The 11,942-nt window shown below is 72.1% G+C and carries 11 protein-coding genes and 1 pseudogene; 6 read left to right on the plus strand and 6 right to left on the minus strand.

The annotated features are described in order from the left end of the window. Positions 1-2 precede the first annotated feature (2 nt). Together erm and OG943_RS11445 are read right to left on the minus strand one after the other, a co-directional pair. Positions 3-773, minus strand: a complete 771-nt coding sequence (gene erm / locus OG943_RS11440; RefSeq protein WP_328609704.1) for a 23S ribosomal RNA methyltransferase Erm — start codon at positions 771-773, stop codon at positions 3-5. A 331-nt stretch (positions 774-1,104) separates the two neighbouring features. Further along, positions 1,105-1,950 carry an SDR family oxidoreductase gene (locus tag OG943_RS11445; protein WP_328609705.1) on the minus strand — a complete coding sequence of 282 codons (846 nt, stop codon included), beginning with the start codon at positions 1,948-1,950 and terminating at the stop codon, positions 1,105-1,107. A gap of 101 nt (positions 1,951-2,051) precedes the next feature. On the opposite strand from OG943_RS11445, the gene OG943_RS11450 reads away from it, so the two are divergent. The 3 genes from OG943_RS11450 (at position 2,052) to OG943_RS11460 (ending at position 4,695) form a co-directional block, all read left to right on the plus strand. Beyond that, entirely contained in the window at positions 2,052-2,636 is a 585-nt protein-coding gene (locus OG943_RS11450) for a TetR/AcrR family transcriptional regulator (RefSeq protein ID WP_328609706.1), read from the plus strand. Further along, positions 2,629-3,630: a helix-turn-helix domain-containing protein gene (locus tag OG943_RS11455; RefSeq protein ID WP_328609707.1), complete on the plus strand. Its 1,002-nt coding sequence runs from the start codon at positions 2,629-2,631 to the stop codon at positions 3,628-3,630. The genes OG943_RS11450 and OG943_RS11455 overlap by 8 nt, the downstream gene beginning before the upstream one ends. 117 nt (positions 3,631-3,747) lie before the next feature. After that, entirely contained in the window at positions 3,748-4,695 is a 948-nt protein-coding gene (locus OG943_RS11460; protein ID WP_328609708.1) for an alpha/beta hydrolase, read from the plus strand. Positions 4,696-4,698: 3 nt separating this feature from the next. On the opposite strand, the gene OG943_RS11465 is transcribed toward OG943_RS11460, so the two are convergent. From OG943_RS11465 to OG943_RS11475, 3 genes and pseudogenes are all read right to left on the minus strand, one after another. Further along, a complete protein-coding gene (locus OG943_RS11465; protein WP_328609709.1) occupies positions 4,699-5,445 on the minus strand; it encodes a succinate dehydrogenase/fumarate reductase iron-sulfur subunit in 747 nt (248 codons plus the stop codon). A 16-nt stretch (positions 5,446-5,461) separates the two neighbouring features. Next, positions 5,462-7,390 (minus strand): fumarate reductase/succinate dehydrogenase flavoprotein subunit, encoded by a 1,929-nt coding sequence (locus OG943_RS11470; RefSeq protein WP_328609710.1) that lies wholly within the window; start codon positions 7,388-7,390, stop codon positions 5,462-5,464. 1 nt (position 7,391) lies between these two features. After that, positions 7,392-8,144 (minus strand): annotated as a pseudogene (locus tag OG943_RS11475) (succinate dehydrogenase cytochrome b subunit). Positions 8,145-8,184: 40 nt separating this feature from the next. On the opposite strand from OG943_RS11475, the gene OG943_RS11480 reads away from it, so the two are divergent. Genes OG943_RS11480 through OG943_RS11490 form a run of 3 tightly spaced genes read left to right on the plus strand, consistent with a single transcriptional unit; the run spans position 8,185 to position 10,519 of the window. Next, complete coding sequence (locus OG943_RS11480; protein ID WP_328609711.1) at positions 8,185-9,114, plus strand: LysR family transcriptional regulator; 930 nt, start codon at positions 8,185-8,187, stop codon at positions 9,112-9,114. Positions 9,115-9,148: 34 nt separating this feature from the next. Beyond that, positions 9,149-10,057: an MBL fold metallo-hydrolase gene (locus OG943_RS11485; RefSeq protein WP_328609712.1), complete on the plus strand. Its 909-nt coding sequence runs from the start codon at positions 9,149-9,151 to the stop codon at positions 10,055-10,057. 33 nt (positions 10,058-10,090) lie between these two features. Next, on the plus strand, positions 10,091-10,519 hold the full coding sequence (locus OG943_RS11490) for a hypothetical protein (RefSeq protein WP_328609713.1): 429 nt from the start codon (positions 10,091-10,093) through the stop codon (positions 10,517-10,519). A gap of 23 nt (positions 10,520-10,542) precedes the next feature. Here the strand turns inward: OG943_RS11490 and OG943_RS11495 are convergent, their stop codons facing one another. Then, the gene (locus tag OG943_RS11495; protein WP_328609714.1) at positions 10,543-11,751 is read right to left on the minus strand and encodes an acyl-CoA dehydrogenase family protein; all 1,209 of its coding nucleotides are present in this window, start codon (positions 11,749-11,751) and stop codon (positions 10,543-10,545) included. Positions 11,752-11,942 lie beyond the last annotated feature (191 nt).

The raw sequence follows: 11,942 nt of genomic DNA on the forward strand, positions 1-11,942 counted from the left end.
TTTCACCGCGCCCCGTCCATCAGATCCCAGAGCGACGCCCACTGAGTGGCGGTCAGCGAACGGGGCAGGGTGGCGGGGCGCAGGCCGTTCGCGGCCAGCCACGCGTTCGCGGCGCGGCGGCTCAGCCGGCCCGTGCGGGGCAGGATCCCGGCCAGCCCGTGGCCGCGCCCGGTGAAGACCTCGCGCACGAACTCTTGGTACGGCGCGGGTTCCGCGACCAGCGGCGCCGGCCGGCGGCTGATCGTCAGCACCCCGCCGTCCACCCCGGGCACCGGGTGGAACGCGCGGGCCGGCACCCGCGCCAGCACCGCGAACTCGTACCACGGCCACCACGCGGCGGTCAGCTGCGTGGCGCCGCCGATCCCGGCGCGGCGGCGGGCGACCTCCCACTGCACCAGCAGCGCGGCAGTGTCCCAAGTGGACTGGGCGAGCAGCCGGCGCAGCGCCGCGGTGGTGAGGTGGAACGGGATGTTGCCCACGACCGTGTGCCGTTCGCGGGGAAAGCGGTGGCGGAGCAGGTCTCCGGTGACGACCGTGACGTTGCCGCCGGTTCGCGCGGCCAGTCGCCGGGCGCGGCGCGGGTCGAGTTCGACCGCGGTGATCTCCCGGCCGGAGCGGCTCAGCGGGACGGTCAGCGCGCCGTCGCCGGGACCGAGTTCGACGATCGGGCCGGTCGTGGCGCGGACGGCCGCGCAGATCGTGGTGATGGTGGCGCGGTCGACCAGGAAGTTCTGGCCGAGCTCGTGCCGTCCGCCGACGGGTGAGGCAGGCATGGGGGTGCACTCCACAGTGGAACTAGGTCCGGGGGGACAAAAGTGGAGCCGGGCAGCACGAGGAGCCGCACCGGCTGGGGCCGGAGTGCGGCGGAGCAGGCCGAACGAGGAGTCGGGTCCGCCGCTCAGGAGCAGCGGATCCGGATCATTGCGAAGACACCCATGGCGCGGACGTTAGCAAGCCGGGGGCGGTGGGCGCGCGCCCTTTTCCGCCGTCCCCGGCCGGCGGGGAATGCGCCCCAATGTGGCGTTGGTTGCGTTGGACGCACCGAACGCCACATTGGGTGCGCTGGACGCACCGAACGCCACATTGGGGCGGACCGGAGCAGGCTCAGTCGGTGAAGGCGACCGAAGCGGCGAGGTCCTTCTGGGTTTCGAGCGCGGCGAGGCGTTCGGTCAGGGCGGCGTGGACGGCGTCGTAGGAGTCGGTGCCGAGGGTGAGCCGCAGCGGTGGGACCGGGAGCCGGGTGGTGTCGTAGACGGCGGCCGCGACCTTGGCCGGGTCACCGGTGAGGATGCCGTCGTTCTGCAGCCAGCGCCGCATCTCGCCGACCGGGGTGTCGCGGTAGGCGTCCGTTTCGGTGGTGTACTGCAGGGCCGAGACGAAGCCGGTGCCGGTGCCGCCGGGCTCGACGAGGGTGAAGTGGACGCCGAACCCGGCGACTTCGCGGCTGACACCCTCGGTGAAGCCCTCGAGCCCCCACTTGCCCGCGTGGTAGGCGCTGGAGATGGGGGCGCCCATCTGGCCGCCCATGCTGGAGATCTGGACGATCCGGCCGCCGCCCTGTTCGCGCATCGGCTTCAGGAACGCCCTGGTGATCCGGATCGGCGCGTGCAGCAGGGTTTCGAGCTGGTGCTCGACCTGCTCGTGGGTCATCTCCTCGGTGGCGCCCATGACGCTGTAACCGGCGTTGTTGACCACGATGTCGACCGGCCCGGCCGCGAGCACCCGGCCGATCACCGCGTCGATGTCCGCCGGATGGGTCACGTCGAGGATCTCCACGGTCAGGCGGTCGCCGTATTCGTCGCGCAGGTCGTCGAGCGCGGTGGGACGGCGGACGGTCGCGGTGACGCGGTCGCCTTGGCGGAGGGCGTGTTCGGTGAGCTGACGGCCCAGTCCGCCGGAGGCTCCGGTGATGAACCAGTGGCGTACGGCCTTGTCCGCGAGCGTGGGCATGGGTGTCCTCGGCTAGAGTGGATTCGGAATGCGTTCCGCTTCAGCTTAAGCGGAATGCGTTCCGGAATGCAACCGCGCCCCGGCCGTTCGAAGGACCCCGCATGCCCCCAGCACCCCGCCGGACCAGGAGTGACGCCCGGCAGAACCGGGAACGCCTGCTGGAGGTCGCTGCGCAGGTCTTCGCCGAGCAGGAGCTGGACGCCGCGCCGGCGGCCATCGCCAAGCGCGCGGGCGTCGGGGTCGGCACGCTGTACCGCCACTTCCCGACGCGGGAGGCGCTGATCGACGCGGCCTACCAGCGTCAGCTGACCATGGTGTGTGAAAAGGCCGCGGAACTCCTGCCGGGCCGGACGGCCGCCGAGGCCATGCGCGAGTGGATGGAGCACTTCGTCGCCTACGCCACGGCCAAGTACGGCATGGCCCAGGCGCTGAACACGGTCATCGCCTCGGGCACTGACCCGTACGCCGACAGCCGCGCGCTCCTGACCGATGCCGTCGGCACCCTCCTGGCGGCCGGTGCCGCTGACGGGAGCCTGCGCACGGACCTCACCTCGGAGGACGTGCTGCTGTTCATGGGCGGCATCGCCCAGTCCGCGGGCCAGGCCGGCAGCCGGGAGCAGTCCGCGCGGCTGGTCGGCCTCCTGCTGGACGCGCTTCGGCCGTTCGAAGGGGGACGACGTGCGTGAACTGGCCGGCCGGATGCGGGCGGTCGACCCCGGCGCCGGGGCGGCGTTGCAGGTGGTGGCCCATTTCGACGCGCTGGTGGAGGCGCGCGCGGGTCTGGAGGTGACCGTCCGGACGGCCGCCGTACTCGCCGGCTGCCCAGCGGGCCTCGCGGTCCCGGCGCGACGGCTGCTCCTGCGGGTGGAACCGGACGGCCGCCGCGCCGACGGCGAGCCCGGGGGAGTGGTGACCCCGGTGCCGGGGCACGAGGGCGCCGTCACGTGGCTGGAACGCGAGCCGCCCGGGGACGCGGAGTTCGACCGGGTCGTGCTGGATCGGCTTGCTGCCACGGCGGGGATTGTCTTGGACCGCACGGGGACTGGGGTGTCCGAAGTGGACCCGGGTGCGGTGGAGGTGGTGCTGGACGCGGGCGCGGGCGAGGCGGCCCGGGTGGCTGCGGCGCGGCGGCTGGGGCTCGCGGTGGACGGTGAGTTCGTCGTGACGGTGGCTGTGGGTGTGGCGGGGCAGCGGCCGTGGACAGCACGGCTCGGCGACGTCGAGGCGACGATCGAGCCCGCGGGCCAGGTCCGGCCGCCGCGGGGGCAGCGGTCGGCGACCGGGCCCGTTGTCGGGGTGCGGGAGTTGCCGTTGTCGTATCAGCAGGCGCGGGTCGGCTTGCGGCTCACCGGCGAACCCGGTCCGTCCCATGTGGACACTGCGGCGCTGGGCGGTTTGCTGGCGCTGGCAGACGGCTGTGACTCCCCGTCGGCCGTGGCCGAGGTGGCGTTGCTGGAGCGGGTGACGTCTGCGTACTCCTGGGCATTGGCGACGCTCACCTCCGTCGCGGCCGAAGCCAGTCTTCGTAGCGCGGCCGGGGTGCTGCATGTGCACCACTCGACCCTGCAGAGCCGGGTCGAGCTGGTGGAGCATCGGCTCGGCTACGCGGTGACCACGCCCGCCGGCCGGACTCGGCTGACGATCGCGCTGGCGTTGCGGCTACTGCGCCGCAACCGCTGAACCACCATCGGACGCCAAACCGCCACGAGGCGGGAAAAAGCCGCCACCCGACGGCTGCCCCGCCACCCCGCGCACTCCTACCGTGATCCTGCCCCAGAGCCACCGAGGAGAACCCCCATGCCACATCCCCCGTTCGACCCCGAGATCGCGGCGGCGCTGGTCGCGATCAACGCGGCCCTGCCGTCGTCGATCACGCCGGACCTGGTCGGGCAGCTGCGCGAGCTGACGGCGGCCGGGCACACACCGTCGCTGGACGAGATCCGCGACCGGGTGGACGTCGAGGAGACGAGCGCAGGCGACGTGCCGTTGCTCGTGCTGCGGCCGAAGAACACAGACCCGGCGATCCCGTTGCCCGGCCTGTACTTCCTGCACGGCGGCGGGATGATGGCCGGCACCCACCGCACCGGGATCGACTGGGTGCTGGACTGGATGGCGGAGATCCCGATGGTCGCCGTCAGCGCCGATTACCGGCTCGCGCCCGAGCACCCGCACCCCACTCCCGTCGAGGACTGTTACGCCGGGGTGTGCTGGGTCGGCGACCACCTCAAGGAACTCGGCATCGACCCCGCACGGCTGGTCGTCGCCGGGGGCAGCGCGGGCGGCGGGCTCGCGGCGGGCACCGCGTTGCTGGCGCGCGACCGGGGCGGCCCGGCGTTGCGCGGCCAGCTGCTCGTCTGCCCGATGCTCGACGACCGCGCGATCACGCCGTCCAGCACGGAGCTGGTCGGCGAAGGCGTGTGGGACAGCGTCTCCAACGCCACCGGCTGGTCGGCCCTGCTCGGCGACGCGGCGGGCGGCGAAGGCGTCTCCCCGTACGCCGCGCCCGCGCGCGCCGCCGACCTCTCCGGACTCCCGCCGGCCTTTGTCGAGGTGGGCGCCGTGGAAACGTTCCGCGATGAGGCCGTCGCCTACGCGTCGCGCCTCTGGCAGGCGGGCGGCCAGGCCGAACTGCACGTCTGGCCGGGCGGCTGCCACGGGTTCGACGAGGTCGTGCCGCACGCGCCGATGTCCCGCGAAGCCCGCGCGTCCCGCGTCAACTGGCTGCGGCGCGTGCTCGCGGAGTGAGCGCTACCGCCGTGACGTGCGCGAGGCCTTGAGGAACTCGCGGTTGAGGTTCGCGATGCTGGTCAGCGGGATGCCCTTCGGACAGGACGCGACGCACTCACCGGTGTTGGTGCAGCCGCCGAAGCCCTCGGCGTCCATCGTGTCCACCATGTCCAGCACGCGCTGCGCCCGCTCGGGCTGCCCCTGCGGCAGGGTGTTGAGGTGCGCGACCTTGGCCGAGGTGAACAGCATGGCCGAGCCGTTCGGGCAGGCGGCGACGCAGGCCCCGCAGCCGATGCAGGTGGCGTTGTCGAAGGCGAGGTCCGCGTCCGGCTTCGGCACCGGTGTCGCGTGGGCATCCGGGGCGCTGCCGGTGGGCGCGGTGACGTAACCGCCGGACTGGATGATCCGGTCGAAGGCCGACCGGTCGACGACGAGGTCCTTGATCACCGGGAAACCCTGGGCCCGCCAGGGTTCCACGTCGATCACGTCGCCGTCGGCGAACGAGCGCAGGTGCAGCTGGCAGGTGGTGGTCCGCTCCGGCCCGTGGGCCCGGCCGTTGATCACCACGCCGCAGGAGCCGCAGATGCCCTCGCGGCAGTCGTGGTCGAACGCGACCGGCTGCTCGCCCGCCTCGACGAGGTCCTCGTTGAGCACGTCGAGCAGCTCCAGGAACGACATGTCCGGGCTGGCGTCGGAGATCGGGTAGTCGACCAGGCGGCCCTCGGCGTCCGGTCCGGCCTGGCGCCAGACGCGCACGGTGAGTTTCATGTGTAGCTCCGCTGAATCATGTGTAGCTCCGCTGGGTGGGGTGGACGTGCTCGAAGGTCAGTTCTTCCTTGTGCAGCACGGGTTTCTCCCCGTACTCCCAGGCCGAAACGTGGCTGAAACGCTCGTCTTCGCGCCGGGCCTCGCCGTCGGGGGTCTGGTACTCCTCGCGGAAGTGCCCGCCGCAGGACTCCTCGCGCACGAGCGCGTCGAGCAGCAGCAGTTCGGCCAGCTCCAGGAAATCGGCGACGCGGTTCGCCTTCTCCAGCTCCTGGTTCAGCTCCGCGCCGGTACCCGGAACACGGATCTCCCGCCAGAACTCCGCGCGCAGCTCGGGCACGCGTTCGAGCGCCTTGCGCAGGCCCTCCTCGGTGCGGGACATGCCGCAGAACTCCCACATCAGGTGGCCCAGCTCGCGGTGGAACGAGTCGGCGCTGCGGGTGCCGCCCACCGACAGCAGCCGGTCGATCCGCGCGCGGACCTGCGTCTCCACTTCGGTGACGGCCGGGTCGGCCTGGCCGACTTCGGCGAACCCGCCGCGGGCGATGTAGTCGTTCAGCGTGGACGGGAGGACGAAGTAGCCGTCCGCGAGGCCCTGCATCAGCGCGGACGCGCCGAGGCGGTTGGCGCCGTGGTCGGAGAAGTTGGCTTCGCCGATCACGAACAGGCCCGGGATCGTGGCCTGCAGGTCGTAGTCGACCCACAGGCCGCCCATCGTGTAGTGGATGGCCGGGTAGATGCGCATCGGGACCCGGTACGGGTCCTCCGCGGTGATGCGCTGGTACATGTCGAACAGGTTGCCGTACTTGGCTTCCACGGCCGGGCGGCCCATCCGCGCGATGGCGTCGGCGAAGTCGAGGTACACGCCGAGCCCGCCGGGGCCGACACCGAAACCGGCGTCGCAGATGTTCTTCGCGGCGCGCGAGGCGATGTCACGCGGGACGAGGTTGCCGAAGCTCGGGTAGATCCGCTCGAGGTAGTAGTCGCGCTCGTCCTCGGGGATCTCGCCGGGCGGACGCGGGTCGCCCGCCTGTTTCGGCACCCAGATGCGGCCGTCGTTGCGCAGCGACTCGCTCATCAGCGTCAGCTTCGACTGGTGCTCGCCCGAGCGAGGGATGCACGTCGGGTGGATCTGGGTGAAACACGGGTTCGCCAGGTACGCGCCGCGCTTGTGGGCGCGCCAGATGGCGGTCGCGTTGGAGCCCTTGGCGTTGGTGGACAGGTAGAACACGTTGCCGTAGCCGCCGCTGGCCAGCACCACGGCGTCGGCCAGGTGGGTGGTGACCTCGCCGGTGACGAGGTCGCGCGCGACGATCCCGCGCGCCCGCCCGTCGACCACGACCAGGTCGAGCATCTCCGTGCGCGCGTGCAGCTCGACGTTCCCGGCGTCGATCTGCCGCGACAGCGCCTGGTACGCGCCCAGCAGCAGTTGCTGGCCGGTCTGGCCGCGCGCGTAGAACGTGCGCTGCACCTGGACGCCGCCGAACGAGCGGGTGTCGAGCAGCCCGCCGTACTCCCGGGCGAAGGGCACGCCCTGCGCGACGGCCTGGTCGATGATCTGCGCGGAGACCTCCGCCAGCCGGTACACATTGGACTCCCGCGAGCGGAAGTCGCCGCCCTTCACGGTGTCGTAGAAGAGCCGGTACACCGAGTCGCCGTCGTTGCGGTAGTTCTTCGCCGCGTTGATGCCGCCCTGCGCGGCCACGGAGTGCGCCCGGCGGGGCGAGTCCTGGAAGCAGAACTGGATGACGTGGTACCCCTGTTCGGCGAGCGTGGCGCCCGCCGAGCCGCCGGCCAGCCCGGTGCCCACGACGATCACGCGGTGCTTGCGCCGGTTCGCCGGGTTCACCAGCTTCGCGGAGAACTTGCGGGCGGCCCAGCGGCTCTCGATCGGGCCGTCCGGCGCCTTGGCGTCGGCGATCGGCTCGCCCACGGTGTATTCGAGCATCTCAACTCACCCATCCCGTCATGACGGCGATCGGCACGATCATGAAGCCGCCGGTGATCACCACGGCGAGCACGCTGCCGACCGTCTTGAGCGTCCGGTCCCGCGAGGCGCTCGTGATGCCCAGGGTCTGCGCCGCGCTCCAGAACCCGTGATTGATGTGCAGGCCCAGCATGAGCAGCGCCACGAGGTAGATGACGTCGACCCACCAGACTCCGAAGTCCGCGACGACGTTGTGGTACGGCTGGTCCGCCACGAAGTCCCGGTTCGCCACGCCGACCGTCAGGTCGAGGATGTGCCAGACGATCTAGATCGCCAGCGTCGCGCCGCCCCACCGCATGGTGTGCGTGGCGAACGTCGCGCGCGGCCGCTGCCCGTGGACGTACCGCACCGGCCGGGCCTTGCGGTCCCGCCGCGACAGCTGCACCGCCGCCATGACGTGCAGCACCAGCGCGACGACGAGCACCGCCCGCTGGATCCAGAGGAACCAGGAGTACGGCAGCACGGGCTCGCCGATCGTGCGCAGCCAGCTCGAATAATGGTCGAACGTGCCCGCGCCGAAGAAGATCTTGAGGTTGCCGGCCATGTGCGCCAGCAGGAAGACGACGAACAGCAGGCCGGTCGCCGCCATCACGACCTTCTTGCCGATCGTCGAGTCCCAGAAGTGCCGCAGGGCCGGCTTGGTGCGCCGCGCCGTCGCGAGTTCACGTGCCACGCGTTCGACGGTAGGTCCGGTTCGATCAGAGGGCAAACACATGATTTCTCTTGTCACGAGAGTCTGTGACTATGATGGTGGTGTGCAGTTCCAGCAGCTGGCCTACTTCGTCGCGGTCGCGGAGACGCGCCACTTCACGCGTGCGGCGGAGCAGGCGCGGGTGGCGCAACCCTCGCTGTCGCAACAAGTTCGGGCACTGGAGCGCGATGTCGGCGCCACGCTTTTCCACCGCATCCGCGGCAACGTGACGCTCACGGAGGCGGGGGAGACGCTGCTGCCGATCGCGCGCCGCATCCTCGCCGAGACCGAGACGGCGTACCGGGCGATCCGCGAGCTGGACGAGCTGGGCCGGGGCCGCGTCCGGCTCGGCGCGACCCCGAGCCTGTGCACCGGCCTGCTGCCGGCGATGCTCGCCGCGTTCCGCCGCGCGTACCCGGGCATCGAGCTGGTGCTGCACGAAAGCGGCTCGCGCGACCTGCAGACCGAGCTGTCCGAGGGCGCGCTGGACCTGGCGATGATCGTCGACTCCCGGGTCCACGACGACCCGCGGCTGTCGAGCACCCCGCTGTTCGTGGAGGAGCTGGTGGTGATCTCGCCGAAGAGCGCGCGGCCGCCGGTGCGCGGCCGGCTGGCGATCGGCGACCTGCGGGACCGGCCGCTGGTGATGTTCCGGCGCGGGTACGACCTGCGCGAGGCGACCGTGAACGCTTGCCGCGCCGAGGGTTTCGACCCGGTCTTCGCGATCGAGGGCGGTGAGATGGACGCCGTGCTGGAGCTGGTGCAGGCGGGCATCGGGCTCGCCGTGGTGCCGAGCACCGTGGTGGGGGACCGGTTCCGGATGACGCAGTTCACCGAGCCCGGGCTCAGCCGCGTGGTGCGGCTGGCCTACCGCCGTGACGTCGAGCAGCCGCGCGCGGTCCGGGCGCTGCAGGACGGCATTGTCCGGTTCCTGCACGGCGAAGGTGGGGTTGGTCACCTTCCGCCGGGCACGCGGTCCCTCGTCGGAGCATGATCGACTCGGGTCGCCGAGAGAGGGAGATGCCGGAATGGCAGGAGCGCTGAACGAGCAGTCGGCCGTGCGGGTGCTGGTCTCAGGCGGGGTCCGGCTCACCTACGTGGTGGACGGCGCGATGGGACTCACCCCGGCCGGGTTCTTCCCGGAGGTGCCGGAGTCGTACTGGACCGAGCACCCGGAGGCCCTCGACAGCGCGGGCCGCGTCGCGATGTCGGCCGGCGGCCTGCTCGTGGAGCGCGACGGCCGGGCACTGCTGATCGATGCCGGGCTCGGGGTGGTGAGCCGGGAAATGGGTGTCGGCGGCGCTTCGATCGGCTTCGCGGATTCCGGGGCACTGCCGGAGACGTTGGCGGCGCTGGGAATCGCGCCGTCGGACGTCGAGGCGGTCGCTTTCACGCACCTGCACGTGGACCACGCCGGCTGGGCTTTCGAGGACGGTCAGCCGTTTTTCCCGGCCGCCCGCTACCTGGTCGCGGCCGAGGAATGGGCGCCGCACGGGCGCGGCGAGACGATCCCGGGCGCGCCGTCGCGTGAGGCCGTGCTCGGCCCGCTCGAGGGCCGGCGCACCGAGATCGCCGACGGCGAGGAGGTCTTCCCGGGCGTGCGGGCCCTCGTGACGCCCGGCCACAGCCCGGGCCACACCTCGTTCGTGATCGACGCCGGGCCGCTCCGGGTGATCGCGTTCGGCGACGTTTTCCATTTCCCGGGCCAGATCGCGCACCCCGAGTGGCCGTCGCGCCCGGACGTCGACGCCACGGGCGTGCTCGCCGCCCGCCGCCGGCTGGCCGCCGAACTCGCGCTCCCGGACACGGTCGGCTTCGCCTGTCACTTCGGGGACCAGGTGTTCGGCCGCGTCGTCCCCGGGCCGGACGGGCTGCCGTCCTGGCAACCGGTGGCGGCGGAAGCGGTCCTGCCCGCGCCGCGGGTCCTGCCGGACTGAACGTTTCCCGGACTCCTGGGGAAGAATGGCGGGATGCCGGAGATCTCTCGGTTGCCGCCCGCGGCAGCACTGGCTTGGCTGGCGCTGCTGCTGGCCGGGTGCAGCACGCCGTCCGGGCCCGCGCAGCCGTCCGGGCCGGCGCTGTCCGCCGCCGACGGCACCAGGCTCGACGCGTGCGCGAACGGACGGTGCGAGGTGGTGGTGCGCGCCGCAGACCAGGTCCCGCTGCCGTCCGGCGCCGGGTTCCGGGTGCAGAGCGTCGGCGCGGACGGGGTGACCATCGCCGTCTCCCGGGACGTCGCCGTCCAGACGATGTGCCTGGCCGGGTGCACCCAGTCGCAGTCGGCGGCCGACGACTACTTCCAGCTCGACCCCCGGGCCTCGGTCGAATTCGGCGGTCGCTCGATCTCGGTCGAAGCCGTCTCCGGCGACACGGCGAAGCTTTCCGTCCTCGGCGCTTGAGCGGGACGGGGCAGACCGGGATCTCAGACGAGGTCGGTGACGGTGCCCCGGATGCCGAGCAGCGACTTCCCGTACACCTCCGCGCTGACCTCGGGGTTGACGATCGCGTGCCGGCTGCCGGTCTCGCTGTCACGCCAGATGCGCTGCAACGGGTTGGCCTCGGCGAAGCTGCCCGCGCCGTGGACGGACATCAGGATGCGGATGGCCTCGCGGGCGTTGACCGCGGCCACCCCGGTGTCCATCCGCATGCGGGCGCGGGCGTCGTAATCGGGATAGGTGCCGCGCGCGGCGGCCTCGTCGATCTCGGCGGCGGCCCGGTAGGCGTGCAGGTGCGCGGAGTCGATCAGCGACGCGGCCTGGGCCACGGCGAGCTGCGTGGTGGGGGCGACGGCCTGGTTGTCGTAGAAGGTGTAGGTCATGGTCCGGCGGGGCGCCTTCTCCACGACCAGGTCGAGAGCGGCCTGGGCCAGGCCGAGCTGCGGGCCGGCGAGCACCAGCGCGGACACCGGGATGAAGGCCGAACGATAGACCGCCTCGTCGGTGTGGGGCGTCGCGTAGTGGCCCTCCACGGCGTCCGGCATGGCCAGGTAACGGTGGCCGGGAACGAAAACCTCGTCGGCGACCAAGGTGTTGGACGCGGTGCCCCGCATGCCGGTCACGAACCAGGTGTCCTCGACGGCCAGCTCCGGCAGCGGGACCAGGATCATCCCCGGTTCGCGGTCGTCGCCTGTCCCGCGGAGCACACCGAGAATCGCCCACTGGGCATGGGCCGAGCCCGACGCCGGGCTCCAGCGGCCGCTGACGACGAAGCCGCCGTCGACCTCGCGGGCGGTACCGGTGGGTGCGAGGACACCCGCGATCCGGGTGCCCGGATCCCCGGCCCAGATGTCGTCCTGGGCCTGGCCCGGGAAAAGCCCGGCATACCACGAGCACACGTTGAGCAGCGTCGTCGACCAGGCCGTCGACCCGCACGCTCGCGCGATCTCCCGGGACACCTCCAGACAGGTCCGCAGGTCGGTCTGCAGACCGCCGTAGCGGGCCGGCTGCAGGATCGACAACAGCCCGGCGCCGGCGATGGCCTCGATGTTCTCCTCCACCACCAGCCGGTCGCGGTCCGTGCGGCCGGCGTTGCCGGCCAGCAGCGGGAGCAGCTTCGCGGCGCGATCCACCAGCTCGGCACGCAGCTCACGGTCGGCGGCGGTGGCTCCGGGACGGTCCAGGGCGATCTGCATCGGTGCACTTCCTTCGGCTGGGGCGGTCATACCGCCGTCCCGGCGTGAGCACGCCGAGGCGGTCGGAGTTCCCACCCAACTCCCGGGCCGGGGGATTCGCTTGGTCCCCGGGTCCAACATCCGGTGGCCGGGCTGGACGCCGGGGCCTGGCCCGATTCCGCGCACGGGCGTAGCACCTCTGGATCGGCAGC

The organism is Amycolatopsis sp. NBC_00345, assembly GCF_036116635.1.
GTDB lineage: Bacteria > Actinomycetota > Actinomycetes > Mycobacteriales > Pseudonocardiaceae > Amycolatopsis.